Below are 17,902 nucleotides of genomic sequence, written 5' to 3'. Positions count from 1 at the left end.
CCCTTGCGGGTGCCCTTGCGGGTGCCCTTGCGGGTGCCCTTGCGGGTGCCCTTGCGGGTGCCCTTGCGGGTGCCCTTGCGGGTGCCCTTGCGGGTGCCCTTGCGGGTGCCCTTGCGGGTGCCCTTGCGGGTGCCCTTGCGGGTGCCTTGGCGGGGTGCATACACAGAAGATGCAATCGCCCTAGCATGGATCGATCTGTCGCTACCCGGGATCCGCCCGTTCGCGGGGGCGGGCATCGCACCCGCTGGGCCGATGGGCGCAGCAGCCATGGGAGATGCCTCCACGCACGATGGCGGCACCTGCCCCGCGTCGCGTAAGGCCGAAGCGCCGTCGCACCTCAGATCAAACGCACCACCGCAAGGCTCAACACCCCGGCATCCTCTTGCGTCACCTCGTGCCAATGACGCCCCCGATCATCCGAGCAGAGCAATTGACCACCGTCAGTGCCAGCCCACGCTACATCCATGTGATAACTCGCTGGCGCAATCGTACATACCCCGCCCGCAAGCGGGCACGCAACTTCAGCCGACTCCCACGAGGCCCCACCATCCTCGCTGCGTACGAGCCTGGTTCCACCCGCAGTTGCCGCTAGCAACACCTCTTGCTTGCCTGAAAGCAGCGCAAGGGCACGAGTATCAGTCGCCACGAAACGGGCATCACGCCAGCGCGCCGGCCCCTGAGCCGTCGCCACCACCGTTTCATCCGAATGTACCAGCGCCAGCAAAGTCTCGGCATCGTCAGCCGGTGCCTCAGCCCAGTGTTCCCCTCCATCCAGCGTACGCAAGGCTTTGCCATCGTGCGTTACCACCATCACGACCAGCGCATCGACCGCCAGCATGGCATCAATAGCCTGCCCGTCGAGCACATGCGCCACGCGCCGCCACCGCCCCGTGCCACCCGGATCACTGTAGATTACCAGGCCATTCGTTGTGCCGACATATACAAGACCCGCTCGTGCCATACACCTCTCCTTTCTATCTCTGTTGGCAGGGTTTGGGAGCCTGCACCCCCCAAGAATCTTCTTTCGCTGGGTACTACCAATGATGCTTGAAGGTGCTGCATGGACATGCTTCGCTGCGCTCAGCATCTCGTCCGTCGCGACGCTTGCGACCCTACGCTGCGCTCCTGAACAACAAAACCCGCCTGAGACGTCACAGGTTTTGAAGACCTGTGACGTCTGACGGGCGCTCACCCTGTTGCTCGCGGGTCATGTGATCATCCAGGGTGACCATGCGCCATACTTCAACGCCAGTTGCGCGTCTTTGGCTCGAACCCGCGCAGGCTGGCTTCGCATCCCAAAGCCGAGCGCTTATGGTATTTAAAAAGTTAATCCGCTCGACCAGACCTCACAGATAGTACGTCTCTCGTATGAACAAGGTCTCTTCTCGTCCTTATTTGAACAGTATTGGGTCTAGGGCACCAGCCCTAACGTTCATGCGTATGGGGCATAGCCCCCATCCAGAATCAGTCTTCAGCCCTATGGCACACCCCCCAAATGATGCTACCATAAGGCAAGGATTTCAGGCTGCTTTACCGTTCAGAGGCGCGTATCGCGTCCTGATGTGCTCGGCCTGTTTCCTGTTTTCTAGCTCCTAAATCCTTCTCTTCGCATTCAATGAGGATGCGCTTCTTCCCGCAAGAAACTCGCACGCATGAGCATCCACCTTTGCTATCTGTAGCAGTAAGGCACCGTATGCACACATCTGCCATTCATGTCAATGGTCTCACTAAAGTGTACCACGTCCCCGAACGTCAAGCAGGCTTGCTCGCTGCCATGCGCAGCCTTGTCCAGCGCAAGGTGCGCGAGGTACACGCGGTCGAAAATGTCAGTTTCAGCCTTGCACCCGGCGAGATTGTTGGCTTTCTTGGGCCGAATGGGGCCGGCAAAACAACCACCCTCAAGATGCTTTCGGGTTTGCTCTTTCCTAGTGGCGGCGAGGTGAGCGTGCTCGGCCATGTGCCCTCGCGCCGCGAGGCAGCTTATCTCAAGCAGATCACGCTCGTCATGGGCAACCGCAATCAGCTTCAGTGGGATCTGCCAGCCCTCGATTCGTTTGAGTTGCAACGCGCCATCTATCGCATCCCGACAGATCAGTTCCAGACAACCCGCGATGAGTTCATCGAGATGATGGAGGTCGGTGACCTCGTGCGCAAGCCGGTGCGCAATCTCTCGCTCGGGGAACGTATGAAGATGGAGATCATCGGGGCGTTGCTCCATCGGCCCCAGGTACTCTTTCTCGATGAACCAACGCTCGGCCTCGATGTTACGATGCAACGCCGTATCCGTAGCTTTGTCGCTGACTATAATCGACGCCACGGCGCAACAGTTATGTTAACAAGCCACTATATGGCTGATGTCGAGGCGCTCTGCCGACGGGTAATTGTCATCCACCACGGCAAGGTGCTCTACGATGGGGCGTTGAGTGGACTCGTTGACCGTTTTGCCGCCTATCGACAGCTTGGTATTACCCTGGCCGAACCAGCCGATCTCGGCGAGTATGGCGAGGTCGTCAGTGCCGAGGGGAGCAAAGTCGTGCTACGGGTCCCCAGAGCCGAGGCGAGCCGTATCACCGCTCGCCTGCTCGCCAATTATGCATTGACCGACCTTACGATTGAAGAACCGCCCATTGACGACGTGATCGCCCAAGTCTTTGCCACCGAGGCAGATCAGCCTGCCATGTCAGGGTAATTAGTCAGCACCTTTCAGACCTCACAGATCTTTCGTTCCGGCGCGCCTGCCCAGCGGGGCAGGGCGGCCTCTCACACAAGGTCTTGAAGACCTGTGAGGTCGCTCAAAACCCTTTGCGTCTTTGCGCCTTTGCGTCGAATCATCAGAAAAGGAACCCGATGCTCGATTATTACTGGACGATGGCGCGTACGGCAATTATCACGCAATTTCAATACCGCACCGCCAACTATTTTTATATGATTGGGATGATCGCCGAGCCGGTGATCTATCTGGTGGTCTGGAGTACCATCGCGACAGCCCAGGGCGGCGAGGTGGGCGGTTTTACACCAGGAGCCTTTGCGGCCTACTATATCGTGTGGACATTAGTGCGCAATATGAATATCGTTTTCACACCCTATGGCTGGGAGTGGCGTATCAAGCGCGGTGAACTGTCCGCAGCATTACTCCGCCCGATCCATCCGCTCCATCAGGATCTCGCCTATTTTGGCGGCTGGAAGCTGGTGGTGATTGTGCTCTGGTTGCCCATTGCGGCGATCCTGGCCCTTATCTTTCAACCCACACTCAATCCGACCCCGCTCGAGATAGGCGTCTTCGCGATCGCCATCTGGGGGGCCTATCTCATTCGGTCAATGTTTCTCTGGCTGCTCGGCATGATCACATTCTGGACAACTCGCGTCAGTGCGCTCTATGAGCTCTATTTCGCCGTTGAACTGCTGCTCTCGGGGCGCCTCGTGCCGATGAGTCTTTTGCCTCCCTGGGCCCGCGATCTCGCGCTGTTCATGCCGTTCCAATGGACGTTTGGCTTTCCCATCGAGGCGCTCGTCGGGACGCTCAGCACCACCGAACTTCTGACCGGCCTGGCGATCCAGGTGCTCTGGATCCTCATTGGCCTTGGGCTGGTGCAGCTGGTCTGGCGCGCCGGGGTACGCCGCTATGGCGCAGTGGGAGGGTAACGCGATGGGCATGTTTCGGTTGATGTACCACTTCTTTCGCATTGGGGCGATGAATGAACTGCAGTATCGGGTCAATTTCTGGATCCAGCTTTTGCAATCCGGCGTCGCGCTCGCCGTTGGCCTCATTAGCCTCGCCCTCGTCTTTAGCCATACCACCGATCTCGCCGGCTGGTCACAAACCGAGTTGCTCGTTGTGATGGGCGTCCATATTATGATGGGCGGTTTGATCGGTGCCGTCATTCAGCCCAATATGCTGCGCCTCATGGAAGACATCCGTGAAGGCACGCTCGATTTTGCGCTGACCAAACCCGAAGATGCGCAGATTATGGTGAGTGTGCGTGAGATCCGCCTCTGGCGCCTCGTTGATGTGATCCTTGGCGCGATCCTCCTGGGCACGGCGCTTGTCTTGCTCGGTGACGCCATTGGCCCACTGCAAGCAGCGGGCTTTGTCGTCGCAACCATCTTTGGTGCCCTGATGATCTACAGTTTCTGGATCATGCTCACCAGCGTCGCCTTCTGGGTCGTTCGGGTTGATGAGATGCTCAATCTCTTTGAAGGCATCTATGCCGCCGGACGCTGGCCCGTCGGCATTTATCCCGGCTGGCTGCGCGGTCTACTCACGTTCCTGGTGCCCATCGCCTTCGCTGTTACCGTCCCCGCCGAGGCCTTGACTGGGCGGCTATCCGGGGCGACCCTAGGCCTTGCCGCCCTGCTCGCCATCGGTCTGCTTGGGTTATCACGCCTCGTCTGGCGCATTGGCTTGCGCCAGTATGGAGGCGCTTCGGCTTGAGGCGTGGGGTGAACAACGCAGCTTTGCTGCGTTGTTCACCCACGCCTCAAGCCTATAGAAAGGAAACCTTCATATGCAACGCTTCCTCCTGGCAACGCTTATGCTCGTTACCCTTACCCTCACCAGCCTCGCCACACCTGCCTCGGCGCAGACCGAGCAGCGCTGTTTTGCCGAGACGGGTTTTTGTATCAGTGGGCCAATTCGGGCCTATTGGGAACGCAACGGTGGCCTGGCAGTCTTTGGCTTTCCTATCACCGAACAGCGGGTCGAGCGGGTCGAGGATCGCACGATTACCGTACAGTGGTTCGAGCGCGACCGCCTCGAAATCCAGGCCGATGGAACCCTCACCGCCGGACGCCTCGGGGCCCGTGTGCTCGAACTGCAGTGGCGGCCCTGGCAGATGGGCAACGAGCCGCCACGTACCGGCACCTGTCGCTTTTTTGCCGAAACTGGCTACCATGCCTGTGATGCTTTTTTGCGCTACTGGGAGCGTAACGGTGGCCTCGAGCGCTTTGGCTATCCGCTCACGCCGGTATTCGAAGAGCAGATCGAAGGCCGCGTCTATCAGGTTCAATATTTTGAGCGCCGCCGCATGGAGCTGCATCCCGATCTACCCCCCGGCGCCTCCAGTGTGCTGCTGGGGCTACTCGGCAATGCGGTGCTCAAAGAGTTGATCCCATCCAGCCCGTGGGCCTACCCGCAGTGTCTCGAGAACATGAGCGCCGCAATGCGGCTCGCGCATCAACGCTTACCCGCCCCAGAAGTGCTCGGCTGCCCCCAACTCTATGCGCCCTCAGGCATGCCGGGATCGATCCAGCACTTCGAGCGCGGCGAGATGATCTGGTTCCAGCCGCCTTCCATCGTTATCCCCGGCGGGGTCTTGCCCCGTACGATCATGGTCTATCTCGATGGAGAACCGCACCCGCGCTTTCTAGGTCCCTTCTTTGACTACTGGGAAGCCGGACGCGACCCAGAGCGGCCAGCGACCACGCCGCCACCAGGGTTCTATGCGCCAGTGCGCGGTTTTGCCAAGGTCTGGAGTGAACATCCCGAGGTGGCACAAGCACTTGGCTGGGCCATTGAACCCGAGCCACAGATGCGCAAGGCCGAGTATCAGATCATGGCACGCGGTCTACTGGTGCGCCTCTACGAAGGCGAGCAGCTTGGCACTGTCTATGCCTTTGGCAACCCGACGATCCCAACTCAGGTGCGCAAGGTAGCCCCGTAGCGACCCAACCCAAACTACGCTACGCCGCCGGCTGCAACTGGGCAAAGGTTGGGGGCAACTCAATCGCCAACTCAAGTACGCCATCGTCATAAGCCACCAGTTCGCTGCGGCCAAACTGCTCGAAGAGGCGGCGCATCGCAATATTTTCAGCCAGCATATGTGCGCGCAGGGTGCCGAGACACATCTGCCGCACATGTGCTTTGGCGCGTTGCACAAGTTTCGAGCCAAGGCCCTGGCCCTGCCGATCATCGCGGATCACCAGCGCAAGCTCGGCCACCTCAACCGCGTGGCAATCGCGGGCCACCTCCACGAGTCCAACCACCGCAGCGTCATCATCAGGATCGCAGGCCAGCAAGACAAATCCACGCTCGGCTCGCTCAAACATCCGCCGCGCTTCGTTCAGCGCACTCGCATGGTCAAACGTCGTCGGGGTCAGGTAACGCAACCGGCACGTCTGGGCCGACAGCGTACCCAAAAAGGCCGCGATCTGGAACTGATCAGCAGGGGTTGCCTGACGGATCACCATCTGCTGCGTGCTGCGCATCTTCAACGTGTTCATCCAGCGGCGCAAGGGCAGGGAACTGATCCGCTCGTTGGCACTCGGCGCTGGCTGCGCTGGCTTCGTCAGGCTGTCGGCCAAGAACTGATCACGCTTGTGTACCGAATATTTAAAGATGCTCATCATTTTGCTCCTCAATCGTGCAATCTTTCGGGTTAGAATGTGTTTACTATAGCGAAACCTCTTGCAACCAGGTTCCCAGAAATGGCAAAGTATGTCCCAGGTTGTAGGTGCCGATCCTGGAGGTGATGGAGCAGAAACGTATGGTTGATGTTGCGCCGATCGAGAGTTCGACCCTGACCCCCTTTGAACGCCACGTCAAATATGCCTTGCGGCATTTGAACGATCCACAACGCCTCAGCCAGGAGTCTCCTCTGGCAAGCGCCTATGTGCTCAGTCGTGCGATCCGCGATCTGCCGGAACCAGCAACGCTACGCTCGTACGGCGAAGCCCTGCGTACCGTCATTCGCACCACGGCCATCCGGCGCCTCTGGCAGGCACCGCTGCCCACAACCCGTGACGCGATGCTGGCCGCGATCGCCGAGGTGCGGCGCGAGCCTACCGATCCACGCTATGCCTATGTGGTGCTCGAGTTGCGCTGTTTCCACGATTTCATCAAGCCCAACCGGATGTCGGATATCTGGGAAGATCCCGATCTGTTGCTCGGTTCCAAGTCGCAGCACTATCGTGAGTTCGATGCTGCCGTCAAACAACTGGCGACGTTGCTGCTTGACACGTTGCAACCATCCCTCCGCCGCGAACGCCCCCGTTCACCCGAGACGCTCTATGGCTACGACCAAAAGCTCGCTACCCTGCAAAAGGCTATGCAAGTCCGGCAAACGATTGTGTTGAGCGGGCCGGGTGGTGTGGGCAAGACGAGTCTCGTGGCGCGGGCCTGTGAGCAACTGGCCCAACGTCCGATCTTCTGGTATACCCTGCGCCCGGCTTTCAATGACGGTGTACGCAGTCTCCTGTTTGCCCTGGGTTCTTTTTTGCACGAACAGGGGTCTTCAGGTTTGTGGCACTATCTGGCAAGCGTGGGCGGCGAACCAGGTGATCTCGATCTGGCCGCTGGGCTGCTGCGCGAGGATCTGGCCCATCTCGACGCGCAGGCGCCGCTCCTCTGCTTCGATGACCTGGAACATCTGGCGGTGACAAATCTCGCACTGATGCCACCAGCCTATACGCAACTGATCGATCTGATGGAAGGCTTGCGCACCAGTGCAACCCTGGTCTTGATCAGCCAGCGCCCCTTCATTCCCGGCGATCTGCACCTCGAAATCGATGGGCTTACGGTGGAAGATGTCGGCGACCTGTGCCACGCCGCTGGTTATACGCTGGCAACAGGTGAGGCTGAACAACTGCATAGCTATACCCGAGGCAATCCGCAGTTGCTCAAGTTGATGCTGACCTTGCACAACGATGGCGACCAGGAAGCCCTGATCGCGGCCCCTGCTTCTTCTGCCCGTTCGATCCTGCCCGCATTGCAACGCCTCTGGCGACGTCTGACGGCTGATGAGCGCCGTGTTTTGCAACAGTTGGCGGTCTACCCCTATCCCGCCCCTGCCGATGTCTTTCAAGCGACGGTGCTCGAACATCTCGAACGCCTCCATCTGATCACCACTGACGATGAGGGCGGCGTGATGTTGATGCCGGCCCTCGCGCCACTGATTCGCGACGAACTCTCGCCCGAACTCAGGGCTAGATTGCACGCCGAGGCGGCGCAAGTACGCCTTGAGCGCGGCGGGTACACCGCTGCAGCGTACCATTTCGCGCAGAGTGGCGACGATAATCGGGCTGTCCAGGTCTGGTTCCCACAGCGCCAACTTGCCCTTGGACGCGGCGAAGCCGATCTTGCCCGTCCGATCTTCTATGGGATCAACCAGCAACGCCTCGGCAAACTCGAACGCAAGGCGCTGCTGATCATCAGGGCCGAGTTGCGCCAACTGGCTGGGCAGCATACCGAAGGCCTGCAAGAGCTTGAGGCAAGTGACTGGGCCGAAGAGAGCGAGAGCGGGGCGCGGCTCTGGCGCTTGCGCGGCGAGCTCCAACTCGCCCTCGGCTATCCCGATCAGGCGATCGAGAGTTATGGCGAAGGGTTGACGGTGATCACCCGCCTCGTCGGGCAACAGGTGCTGTTGCATCACCGCCGTGGCATTGTGATGCACCGCCGCCGCGATCTCAACGCCTGCTGGCAAGAGATCCATCGGGCCGAGTTTGAACTCGAAATCTTGCGCGGGCTCGTCTCTGAGGAGACCGGGGGCTACGAAGAGGCGCTGGCCGCCTATCTTCGCGCCCAGGATCTGGCCGAACTCGTAAGCGATGAGACCCTGCTCGCCCAGGTCGCCCGCCAAATCGCCGCCGTTCACGGGCGCCGCGCCAAGCTTGAAGCTGCTGTAGCGCACGGGATGCGGGCGATTGAGCTCTTTGAACGCATTGGTGACCGCGTCAGCCGGGAAAAGATGTGCGCGAATCTCGCCGCCATCTATGTGCAGACCCGCGAATTTCAGGCCGCCATCACCATCGGCGTTCCTGCCTACGAGTTTTTCATGTCGGTTCACGATCCCTATTATGCCGCCGTGACCGCCGCTAATCTCGCCGAGGCGTCGTATGGGCTCGGCGACCTCGCCAGTGCAACCACCTACGCCGAAGCGGTGCTCACGCTCGGCGATCGTTTTGCCGAACCCTATGCCCTCTTTACGCTGGGCGAAGTAGCCCTGAGCAAAGGCGAGACCGCCGAAGCCGTCGCACGCTTCAGTGCGTCGATGCAACGCGCCGAACGTAACGATGACCCCTACATGGTCGCCTATGCACAACGCTCACTCGGCGAAGCCTTGCTCGAACATGGCGACCTCAGCACAGCGCGGCCCCACATCGAACAATCCCTGGCAACCTTCCGCCAATTGCAGATTGGCGATGAAATCACGCTGAGCGAACAATTGCTGGCGCGGGTCGCCAACACCCATTGTTAGCTCAGCAGAATCAGAGCACTCTGCAAATGGAGCACTTGTTCTATGAATTCAAGCCTCGAAAATATGCGCATGATTGTCGGTTACGCCGCCCAGCGCTCGGTTCTGCTGCTCGGCATGGGCTTTTAGGGTTGAGGCCGCCCAACGCTCCGCATGAGCCGCCGGGGACTTAACCAGAACCAACTTCGGGACTTGCGAACATTTTGGGAGCCAGAATTCCTTTCGGGGGGCTAATCGCCCCCCGAAAGGAATTCTGGCGGTTGTTGGGCGCATGGTTAGAAGCGGAGAGAACGCAACAGATGACCCTTCGCCAGCAAACCGGCGATCTCGTCTACAGCATTGATGTAATCCAACTTGAAATGCACTGCGAGGTAGTTTTTGGCGTAGGCGATCACGTCTGGAGATTGTTCGAGGAATGCAGCGAACTCCAACTCAAATCGGCTGTCACCAATCACCCGATTGAACACCGATTTCTTGGAAATCATGTAGCCCTGATCTTTCACTACAAACGGTCGGGTCTTGCGCAACTTGATGGTGTCCCGGATTTCGACGTCACCCTTATCACAAACCGTCAGCGCGTTGATCGCCTGCTTGAAGCTCTCGATCACGGTTTTAGTGGCGGCCAGTTCTGAGAGGTTGCGCAAGGTATTGGCAGATTCCAGTTCCACCGTCTTGCCGAACAGGGCGTCCTGAACGAAACCTTTCACCTTGCCGTAGAGCGCGCCGTTGTTGTGCTTGGGCGTCGCCGTGACATCTACTTGCAGGCTCAGACTACCGCCCTTTTGCAACAGCCGGTTGTGAATGTCCTCAATCGACTTGAACCACGCTAGCTTCGCATCGTGGATATGATGCGCCTCGCCGTCGTTGCACCAGTGCGCCCATCATAGCCGTTGTCTGGCAGCACCGGATCCTCAAAGAAAATCCGTACGCCCTGGAAGTCGTGATAGATCCTGTCCAGCACGATGATGTTGGGCGCGATTCTGGGTCGAGGATTGCATGCGGGGAATCGGGAAACTCAGGGTGTAGTGCCATAGTCAGGAATCCGTCTCGAGATCGGCCAACATCCGCCTCACCGTATCCATCAAGGGCATGATGTGCGCCTCGCAGGTATTGAAGATCACTTTCTCATTCACATCGAAATAGTCGTGCGCAAGGATATTGCGCATTCCAATGACGGCTCGCCACGGAATCTCAGGATATTGTTTCAGAAACTCACCCTGCGTCTTCTCGTTGATTTGCCGGAAGGCTTCTCCAACAGACAGCAGAACCATGCTGATCGAGTCCAGATGCTCCCGCCCCTCCTCAGTGGCAATGAAATCTTCTGGGCTTCCGCACCTTGGCGAACCGCCGCGGCACGCGCTCAAGCGCTTCGAGTATGGCCTCCAAGCGCTCCTGCAGCAAGTGGTTGTCAAGCATAAGCCGCCTCTTTCTCAACGCGTTCTTTCAAGCGTGCCGACATTCCATTGCGCAACTCGATCACATCCACGGGCCGTCCCAGCAGCACCACCAGTTCCTCTCGCAGAAGAGCAAGGTCAAACAGGGTCAGTTTTGCGGCGGGATGAGCTCGGAAAACCACATCCACATCGCTATCGGTAGTCGCCTCCGACCGCGCCACCGAACCGAAACATCCGATCGCCTCTAGTCCGTAGGCTTCACCACGCTCGCGGAGGAAGGCCCCCAACTTCGCCAGCACTTCATCACGTTGCAGAATCGCACTCATACCGTCACCTCCACAATCGTCATGGTATCGTTGCCAAAGATGTCCACCACCTTGACCGCAATCTTGCGTCTGCCGGTTGTGACCTCGTGCGCCACACTTTTCAGCTCCAGCGAGCGGTCTTTCCTGGTGTGAAAGCTCTGCCAGAGACTGGTGCAGAATACCGGCAACTATTCGGGGTGCGAAGGATCGTCACGGTGAGTGCTTGAAAAACCGCTTTTTTGTGGCATGATGACTGTAGTGAAAACCGCATCAAGCACACAAAAAAGACGGTTATGCTTCCTATTCTACCACCAATCCTCCGGTCTGGCACGCCCGATCTGCCCGCCGTGCCGCGCTGGCTCCAGGGCTGGATCATCATGTTCCTTGGCCCGATCCTGGTCTGGGCCGAGACGACCATCCTCCGTCGGATTTTCACGACGACGGTGCGCGACCATCCCCTGGTGCGCATGGGCCTGGCCTATGATCCCGCGGCCGTGGTCGCGGCCTGTGCCGCCTATCGTCATCCCGAGGGCACGCCTGGGGCGCCGCCGACCTTCACGCTGGAGCAGTTGGTCCGCGCCGAGATCGTCCGCGCCTGGGCGGGGGGCTGTTCTGACCGCGAGCTCGCCTGGCATCTCGCCAGCAATCTCGTCGTGCGCTGGTTTGTCGGGCTCTCCCTGTTTGCCCCGCAGCTCCCCGACCATACCACGCTCGCCCGCTTTCACGGCTGGATGCGCCAGCACGTGCCCGACGCGCTCTTCCGCGATGTGCTCGCTTTTCTCGACCACGTTGACCCGGAAGATGCCGCCACCACGCCCCAGATCGTCGATACCTTTGCCATGCAGAGTCCGGTCGCGCCCAGTGTCAGTGCCGCCGTCTTGCTCCGCGACCTGACCCTCCGCCTCGTCTGGCTGCTGCGGCAACGCGGCCCGGCCAGCCTCATCGCCGCGCTCGACGCGCTCGACCTGACGCCCTTCACGCAGCCCAAACCCGCCCGCAGTGCCGCCGCTCGTCACGCCCGCCTCCAGACCACCGTGGCCCTGGTCGCCCGCGTGGTCACCACGGTGACGGCGCACCTGGACGCGCTCGACCCGGTGGTGTCCCCGCTCGTGCTGGCCTTCCTCGCCGATCTCGCCAAGGTGCAGGCGGATGAATTGACCACCGATGACGCCGGCGTCGTGACCGAACGCCCCGCCAAGGAACGGGGGTCGCGCCGGATTGCCAGCGCCGTCGACCGCGAAGCCACCTTCCGCAAACACGAAGGGAGTCCCGCCGTGCTCGGCAGCAATGCGATCATCAGCACCACCCGCACCCGCATCCGCGCCTGCGTGATCGTGACCGGCTGCACGCCCGATAGTGTCGCCCCGGCCGCCGTGCTGCAGCAGCAGCAGGAGGCCGGGGCACCGCTGCCGGACATCATCGTGATGGATGGCGCCGCCGGCTGGGGCAAGACCCGCGCCGAGGTGCACACCCGCAGCGACGGCCAGACGAGCCTCGTCGCGCCCATTCCGCAGAGCGGCGGCAGCGACCCCGCTCGCTTCAGCGTCGCCGACTTTCAGGTCGATTTCGCCCGCATGACCTGCACCTGTCCCGGGGGCATCGTCAGCACGACGGTGTATCCCTCGGGCAGCGCCGACGGCATCACCTTCCGGTTTCGGGCACCCGACTGCGCGGGCTGTGACGAGTACGCGCAGTGTCGCGACCCCAAGGCCAAACCAACGAGCCATCGCACCGTCTTCATCTCGGACTATCACCATCACATGCGCGAGGCGCAGCGCGTCAACCAGAGTGACGAAGGCAAAGCCTTGCTGCACGACCGCTGGCGCGTCGAACCGACCATCGCCTGGCTCACGCGCTACCAGGGCTGTCGCCGGGCGCGCTGCATCGGGTTAGCTGCGGCGCAGTTTGAGCTGTCCCAAGCCTGCGCGGTTCGCAACCTGCTCAGTTGGCTCCACCGGCACGCGCGGAGGGCCGCCGCCTGAGCGAGCCCACGCGGCCCCTGCGTCGTCCTCACACCCCGCACCACGGCTCACGCCCCACGTGCGGCGTGAGCGCCTGCCCAGCACACGTCATCGATGGGCACATATGCGGTCTGGCACGGGCATGGAAGGCCAAATTCTGGGCACCTGCGGGCCCCTGGCCCCGGATCCTGCCCGAACGAGCGCGCCCACCCCCCGTTGTTGACCGCATGTGGCCCGTGCTCGGCAGATGGCAGCCCCTATTCTGCACCACTCTCCTGCCACTCGTTTTCAAAAATAAAATCTCCGGTCCACTCCTCGCGGATCTCGCCGCTCTCTAGGTCTTTCACCCGAATGATCTCCCGCTTGTTCTCAAAGTCGAAATCCACACTCCAGTAGTCAATCCAATCAGTCCAGTGTCGGGTAAGCTGTTCACGCTGGATGATGCCCTTCTTGTCCTTGCTCAGTTTGACGATGTAGCCCTTCTCGACCACGATCTTGCTGCCCACACCGCTTTTTTTGCCCAATTCGGATTCGGCATAAGCGATATCGATGCCCTTGCCCCGCGCTTCGTCAAGCACGTTGGGGAACAAGCCCATTTCAAACTCGAAGCCGAGGATGTCCGCCGCTTCGCAGCAACCAAAAAACCAAATCTGCGTCATCTGCGGATAAAAAGCAGCCCTACCTCACCGAAAAAACCCACGCAGCACCAGGGCAAGTTGCTCGGGGCGTTCGATCATCGGTAGGTGACCACACTGATCCAGCACGGTCAGGCTGCTATGCGCAATCAGTTGGTGCGCCGACATCACTTCGGACAGGCTCACCACCCGATCTTCACGCCCCGCCACAAAGAGCGTCGGCACGATGATATGCTGCAACGCCTCACGCACCTGCGGGGCGGCCACCGCCGTCAGTGCCGTCACATACGCCCGTGCATCAACCGCCGCATGATCGGCCAGATACTCTCGCCATAGCTCGGGATCAGCCGGTTCATGATGCAACAACAACGCACTGAGCGTCAGCGCCAGGGGTGGGCTCTGCATCAACAGCCGATTCACCGGCGCCCACCATTCAAAGAAAGGCCGGGCCAGGCCAAGCGAGAGATCAACCGGCGGACGTGACCAATCGAGCGTCGTCAACTCGGGGGCAAACGTGCGTACCCCAAGCGCCACCAGCGCAAGACGACTGACCCGTTCCGGGTATCTACCGGCGACACAGGCCGCCACCGCCGCGCCAAGCGAATGGCCGGCCAACTCAAACGTCGTGAGCCCGACCGTATCCGCAAAGGCGATCACATCCTCGGCCAGCGTCTTGAGCGTCGGCGGAGCCGGGCGGGCGGGCGATTGTCCGAAGCCTGGCAGATCCAGGGCATAGCCACTCCGCTGCTGACCAAGATCAGCGAGCGTGCCGGCCCAGAGACGCGCCGAGGCCCCCCACCCGTGGATAAGTAACAAAGGGGGCCCACTGCCGGCATGCAGATAACTCAACGGCCCCCGCGACGTTTGAATCCGCCAACGCACCGCCCCAGAACGAGCCAGCGCATCACGTTCACGCATGACCTCATCAACCTCTTCTGGCTCCAGCGCAGCTTGCTCTTCCGGCGAAGCCTGGGTCGAGAGACGAAACCCGGTTCCGCGGCGAATCTGTGGCGCAGCTTCGGTCGCAGGCGCTTCTTCCACAGGTTGAACCGCTGGCGCATCCTCAGGGCGAGCAGCGTCAGAGGCAGCTTCAGGGGACTCAGTTGAAAGGCGCAGACCCTTACCACGCCGAATAATGGGCGGATCATCAGCCATAGCGAGCCTCCAACTCATCTGCCAGGGCGGCATACGCAAGTGCCCCAGCACTGTGGGGGGCATAACTGCCAATGGGCATACCAACCGTTGGTGCTTCGGCAAGCTTCACATTGATCGGGATCACCGTCGTAAAGACCAGATCACCATACTGTTCACGCACCTGCTGTTCAATCTGAAGACTCAAATTCGTCCGGCGATCAGCCAGCGTGCAGACAATGCCACCAATCACAAGCGACGGCTGAATCTCGCGCACCAGTTCAATCGTCTGTTCCAACTGCGGCATCGCCTTGAGCGCATAGGCATGCATCTGCATTGGCACCAGCACCGCATCAGCGGCAGCCAGCGCATTGAGGGAAAAGAGGCCCAGACTTGGCGGTGGATCAAGCAGAATATAATCATACTGCGTCCGGGTTTCCCGCAGCGCCTTGCGCAGCAACAACTCACGGCCGACCTTACCGGCCAATTCAAGCTCGGCCCCGGCCAGATCGAGTGACGAAGGGATCAGATCCAACCCAGACGATGTCGTGACGGTTGCGAACGCTGTACCCCGCTCAGGGTTCAGCAAGACCTCATAGACACCATACTCCAGGGCTGACGGATCAACCCCAAGCCCCTGCGTCAGGTTTGCCTGAGGGTCAAGATCAATCAGCAACACCCGTCGTCCACGTTCAGCCAGCACAAAGCCGAGGCTCAAGGTCGTCGTCGTCTTGCCAACCCCACCCTTTTGCATCGCCAATGCGAGCACATGACCCATGGGAGCTTCCTCTTGTTCAATGTTTCTCGCGTCTTGCCCCGATTGTACCATTTCTGGTAACAGGTAGAAACAGGATCTGCAAGACTGGAGGGTTGGGGCCTGTGCCCCAACCCTCCAGTCTTGCAGATCCTGTGGAAAGCGCTAGCTCGCTTACCGACTCGCAAGCGGGATATAGTTCATGAGTCTGGGCAACGCCCCTGTCCCTTCAATAAACACAGGGATTTCCAGCACGTCATCCGAGATATTGCCAGCAGCATCAACGAAACGGATGTAGATGTAGTACTGGCCTCGTTGCAACTGCGCACTCGTCAGCCCACTCGCCAGACTCCAGTTGCTCACCTCAGTCACCCGATTCGTCAGGCTCCCATCCGGTCGGCTTGCCGGTGCCGGCACAAAGACCCACGGCAACGCCGTGCTCAGCGGATCATTGACCCGTGTGCGTGAATTCGCCATCCAGAGGGCCCAAAACTGACGGGTTGGCTCACCAGGGGCACGATAGACATCATCGGTCACCAACTCATCAATGTTGGACAACGCGACGTTCTGAAGCATTGGCGAGGTGATCGCAAAGGTCGAAGTGATCACGTAACGCTCGGGATCACTGTTGAGCCGGGGCAAATTGATGCGAGGGCGGGTCTCATCAAAGATGATCGAGAAATCGAAGCCCCGCAGGTTCCCTGCGCCATCCTTCACCCGCACATTGAAGGGCACCGGCCCGGGGCGCAGATTGAGCACATCCGGCAACATCACAATCCCCTCAAAGCCCTCTGGTGCCAGTTGGTACTCGACGCCATTGGCTTCCGCCGAACTCGCCACGACAAAACTGGTCAATCCCGAACAGTCATTCTGCGGTGTCACCTGCAGATAGACCAATGGCAAACGGGTATAGTTGGGGTCGGTAATGGGCGACCCGCTCACCCCGGCCAGTTCCGGCTCATTCGCCAGGGCGGCTTGGGCCTCAACAGAGAAGACGCTGAACGAATTGACCTCGACACCCACCAGACCATCAATCTGGATCGTATCACTGCGTACTTGTTCTTGCACGAGACCATTCACCGTGTCGAACAATTGGGTATAGAGCGTCACCGGCTCACACCTGGTGCTATCGAGGATGTCGGCAGGAATCGGGATACGCACGGTCGTTTCATACGGAATCAGCGGATCAGCCTCGGTCGGCACACGATTCCAGGCATAGCGGAAGTGGGTTGGCTGACCCTGCACATTGGTGAAGGTCAACTTCACGGCCCGATCAAGCGTACGCCCGATCAATGGCTCACCATCTTCAAGGACGGGTGTGCCACCAAAGATATTCACTGCCGCTTCAAAGAGGGCATAGCGTGATGAGAGCCCACCCCCACCAAAGTCTTCGAGCACCATATGGCTAAAGGCCGAATTGGCAATGCTAGCGGCATTGGTCGCATTAAAGAAAGCGCCGTTGGAACCTGACTGGATCGGGCCAATGGGGGGCTGCCCCACCGGCAAAAAGGCATAATACAATGAACGAGAACCTGACTCCAGGATCCAGTTATGGTGAATATTGCTCTGCTCGTCACTCGCAATCGCCGCACGGCCAACGACTGCGCCACCAGCGAGGCGCGAACGGGGCCAGTCTCCAGCAGCTTTGCGTTCAGCAAAAAAGTACCCTGCCTCGCCCCCACCAGTCGCAATGCCACGCCAGGCAACATACACTTTGCCATTGGGGGCAAAGGCCACCGAAGAGTCAGCCCATCCATCATTGTTCGGCTGGGTGACCCGTTCAACAACAAACGATGTCCCATTCCACAGGCCTACAAAGATGTGCAACCTGCCACCATCCCCGGCCGTAAACGTGACCGCCATGTTGTCACCAGGCCCGCCCGCAAGCTGGGCTCCCGAACCAAACGCTGGTAGGGTTGAAACATAGAGCGGGCTACTCCAACTTGCACCACCGTTGAGCGACGTACTGTAGCTAATTGGCTGATCGGGGTTACGCCAGGCCACAAAGACCTGACCATTGCCCGTAACGCCAGTTGTTGGCCGTACCGCAAAAGGCTCGCCGCGGGTCACCACACTGATTGGCCCCCAGACCCCTTCGGGGCTGCGGCGGCGGGCATAGATCACTCGCTCGGGCTGATTGATCCAGGCCACATAGACGGATCCATCAGGTGCCGTCGCAATCGAGGTACTCGAATAGTCGGGGTTGTCGGTCGCGAAGCCCAGTTCATCGCGCGGACCAAAATTGCCCACGTTGGCCGGTTTTGTCCAGGCATACGCGAAACGACGGTCGGCATTGCCACTCATATGCACCAGACCATTGCCAGCCGCAACATCAGGGTATTTGACCTGACCCGATCCGGGAACGATGCCTTCGCTGAGCACCCGCAACGGTGGGGGCGTCTGCGCTTGAAGCATCGAGGGGAAGGCGGTGACGGCCACGATCGCCGCCATCAGCGCCATACTCGCCACAGTTATGATTGTTTTACGCAACATTAAGCTTATCCTCCAGGCTTGAACAACGTCAGCCAGTACGC

15 protein-coding genes are annotated in these 17,902 nt (G+C 59.9%); 6 read left to right on the top strand and 9 right to left on the bottom strand.

All coding sequences use genetic code 11. From position 1 onward, the window contains the following. Positions 1 to 337 precede the first annotated feature (337 nt). Complete coding sequence (locus A9Q02_RS13765) at positions 338 to 961, bottom strand: WD40/YVTN/BNR-like repeat-containing protein (protein WP_097653663.1); 624 nt, start codon at positions 959 to 961, stop codon at positions 338 to 340. Between the two features lie 732 nt (positions 962 to 1,693). Between A9Q02_RS13765 and A9Q02_RS13760 the strand changes: the two genes are divergently transcribed. The 4 genes from A9Q02_RS13760 to A9Q02_RS13745 all read left to right on the top strand — a co-directional run bounded on the left by A9Q02_RS13760 (position 1,694) and on the right by A9Q02_RS13745 (position 5,660). Beyond that, the gene (locus A9Q02_RS13760; RefSeq protein ID WP_097653662.1) at positions 1,694 to 2,689 is read left to right on the top strand and encodes an ABC transporter ATP-binding protein; all 996 of its coding nucleotides are present in this window, start codon (positions 1,694 to 1,696) and stop codon (positions 2,687 to 2,689) included. A gap of 158 nt (positions 2,690 to 2,847) precedes the next feature. Then, positions 2,848 to 3,642 carry an ABC transporter permease gene (locus A9Q02_RS13755; protein ID WP_097653661.1) on the top strand — a complete coding sequence of 265 codons (795 nt, stop codon included), beginning with the start codon at positions 2,848 to 2,850 and terminating at the stop codon, positions 3,640 to 3,642. Further along, positions 3,623 to 4,432, top strand: a complete 810-nt coding sequence (locus A9Q02_RS13750; protein ID WP_245860546.1) for an ABC transporter permease — start codon at positions 3,623 to 3,625, stop codon at positions 4,430 to 4,432. The genes A9Q02_RS13755 and A9Q02_RS13750 overlap by 20 nt, the downstream gene beginning before the upstream one ends. Before the next feature lie 73 nt (positions 4,433 to 4,505). Next, on the top strand, positions 4,506 to 5,660 hold the full coding sequence (locus tag A9Q02_RS13745; RefSeq protein ID WP_097653659.1) for a hypothetical protein: 1,155 nt from the start codon (positions 4,506 to 4,508) through the stop codon (positions 5,658 to 5,660). 19 nt (positions 5,661 to 5,679) lie between these two features. On the opposite strand, the gene A9Q02_RS13740 is transcribed toward A9Q02_RS13745, so the two are convergent. After that, positions 5,680 to 6,345, bottom strand: a complete 666-nt coding sequence (locus A9Q02_RS13740) for a GNAT family N-acetyltransferase (RefSeq protein ID WP_097653658.1) — start codon at positions 6,343 to 6,345, stop codon at positions 5,680 to 5,682. Positions 6,346 to 6,467: 122 nt separating this feature from the next. Here A9Q02_RS13740 and A9Q02_RS13735 point away from each other — a divergent pair, with 122 nt between their 5' ends. Beyond that, on the top strand, positions 6,468 to 9,191 hold the full coding sequence (locus A9Q02_RS13735; protein ID WP_141508916.1) for a tetratricopeptide repeat protein: 2,724 nt from the start codon (positions 6,468 to 6,470) through the stop codon (positions 9,189 to 9,191). A gap of 272 nt (positions 9,192 to 9,463) precedes the next feature. Here A9Q02_RS13735 and A9Q02_RS13730 read toward each other — a convergent pair whose 3' ends face one another. The 3 genes from A9Q02_RS13730 to A9Q02_RS13720 all read right to left on the bottom strand — a co-directional run bounded on the left by A9Q02_RS13730 (position 9,464) and on the right by A9Q02_RS13720 (position 10,908). Continuing rightward, a complete protein-coding gene (locus A9Q02_RS13730; protein ID WP_216361519.1) occupies positions 9,464 to 9,976 on the bottom strand; it encodes a hypothetical protein in 513 nt (170 codons plus the stop codon). Between the two features lie 246 nt (positions 9,977 to 10,222). Then, entirely contained in the window at positions 10,223 to 10,552 is a 330-nt protein-coding gene (locus tag A9Q02_RS13725) for a HepT-like ribonuclease domain-containing protein (protein ID WP_281256908.1), read from the bottom strand. A gap of 44 nt (positions 10,553 to 10,596) precedes the next feature. Beyond that, entirely contained in the window at positions 10,597 to 10,908 is a 312-nt protein-coding gene (locus tag A9Q02_RS13720; RefSeq protein WP_097653655.1) for a nucleotidyltransferase family protein, read from the bottom strand. A 272-nt stretch (positions 10,909 to 11,180) separates the two neighbouring features. On the opposite strand from A9Q02_RS13720, the gene A9Q02_RS13710 reads away from it, so the two are divergent. Further along, complete coding sequence (locus A9Q02_RS13710) at positions 11,181 to 12,869, top strand: transposase (RefSeq protein WP_097653654.1); 1,689 nt, start codon at positions 11,181 to 11,183, stop codon at positions 12,867 to 12,869. A 236-nt stretch (positions 12,870 to 13,105) separates the two neighbouring features. Here A9Q02_RS13710 and A9Q02_RS24645 read toward each other — a convergent pair whose 3' ends face one another. The 4 genes from A9Q02_RS24645 to A9Q02_RS13690 all read right to left on the bottom strand — a co-directional run bounded on the left by A9Q02_RS24645 (position 13,106) and on the right by A9Q02_RS13690 (position 17,861). Beyond that, positions 13,106 to 13,507 (bottom strand): hypothetical protein, encoded by a 402-nt coding sequence (locus A9Q02_RS24645; RefSeq protein ID WP_216361518.1) that lies wholly within the window; start codon positions 13,505 to 13,507, stop codon positions 13,106 to 13,108. Between the two features lie 24 nt (positions 13,508 to 13,531). Then, positions 13,532 to 14,638 carry an alpha/beta fold hydrolase gene (locus tag A9Q02_RS13700; RefSeq protein WP_172450970.1) on the bottom strand — a complete coding sequence of 369 codons (1,107 nt, stop codon included), beginning with the start codon at positions 14,636 to 14,638 and terminating at the stop codon, positions 13,532 to 13,534. Beyond that, positions 14,631 to 15,392, bottom strand: coding sequence for a ParA family protein (locus tag A9Q02_RS13695; RefSeq protein ID WP_097653652.1), 762 nt, complete (start codon positions 15,390 to 15,392; stop codon positions 14,631 to 14,633). The genes A9Q02_RS13700 and A9Q02_RS13695 overlap by 8 nt, the downstream gene beginning before the upstream one ends. 150 nt (positions 15,393 to 15,542) lie before the next feature. Further along, a complete protein-coding gene (locus A9Q02_RS13690; RefSeq protein WP_097653651.1) occupies positions 15,543 to 17,861 on the bottom strand; it encodes a sialidase family protein in 2,319 nt (772 codons plus the stop codon). Between the last annotated feature and the right edge of the window lie 41 nt (positions 17,862 to 17,902).

It is taken from the genome of Candidatus Chloroploca asiatica, from assembly GCF_002532075.1.
In the GTDB taxonomy this organism is placed as follows: domain Bacteria; phylum Chloroflexota; class Chloroflexia; order Chloroflexales; family Chloroflexaceae; genus Chloroploca; species Chloroploca asiatica.
The sequence above is the reverse complement of the archived record's forward strand: the minus strand, read 5'-3'. Positions and strand labels throughout refer to the sequence as shown.

What these genes read in the sequence shown, in the direction of transcription:
- A9Q02_RS13750 (WP_245860546.1), top strand. Translation starts at nt 3,623, where the DNA reads ATGGCGCAGTGGGAGGGTAACGCGATGGGCATGTTTCGGTTGATGTAC.
- A9Q02_RS13720 (WP_097653655.1), bottom strand. Translation starts at nt 10,908, where the DNA reads ATGAGTGCGATTCTGCAACGTGATGAAGTGCTGGCGAAGTTGGGGGCC.
- A9Q02_RS13735 (WP_141508916.1), top strand. Translation starts at nt 6,468, where the DNA reads ATGGAGCAGAAACGTATGGTTGATGTTGCGCCGATCGAGAGTTCGACC.
- A9Q02_RS13695 (WP_097653652.1), bottom strand. Translation starts at nt 15,392, where the DNA reads ATGGGTCATGTGCTCGCATTGGCGATGCAAAAGGGTGGGGTTGGCAAG.
- A9Q02_RS13745 (WP_097653659.1), top strand. Translation starts at nt 4,506, where the DNA reads ATGCAACGCTTCCTCCTGGCAACGCTTATGCTCGTTACCCTTACCCTC.
- A9Q02_RS13760 (WP_097653662.1), top strand. Translation starts at nt 1,694, where the DNA reads ATGCACACATCTGCCATTCATGTCAATGGTCTCACTAAAGTGTACCAC.
- A9Q02_RS13765 (WP_097653663.1), bottom strand. Translation starts at nt 961, where the DNA reads ATGGCACGAGCGGGTCTTGTATATGTCGGCACAACGAATGGCCTGGTA.
- A9Q02_RS13755 (WP_097653661.1), top strand. Translation starts at nt 2,848, where the DNA reads ATGCTCGATTATTACTGGACGATGGCGCGTACGGCAATTATCACGCAA.
- A9Q02_RS13690 (WP_097653651.1), bottom strand. Translation starts at nt 17,861, where the DNA reads ATGTTGCGTAAAACAATCATAACTGTGGCGAGTATGGCGCTGATGGCG.
- A9Q02_RS13710 (WP_097653654.1), top strand. Translation starts at nt 11,181, where the DNA reads ATGCTTCCTATTCTACCACCAATCCTCCGGTCTGGCACGCCCGATCTG.
- A9Q02_RS24645 (WP_216361518.1), bottom strand. Translation starts at nt 13,507, where the DNA reads ATGACGCAGATTTGGTTTTTTGGTTGCTGCGAAGCGGCGGACATCCTC.
- A9Q02_RS13700 (WP_172450970.1), bottom strand. Translation starts at nt 14,638, where the DNA reads ATGGCTGATGATCCGCCCATTATTCGGCGTGGTAAGGGTCTGCGCCTT.
- A9Q02_RS13740 (WP_097653658.1), bottom strand. Translation starts at nt 6,345, where the DNA reads ATGATGAGCATCTTTAAATATTCGGTACACAAGCGTGATCAGTTCTTG.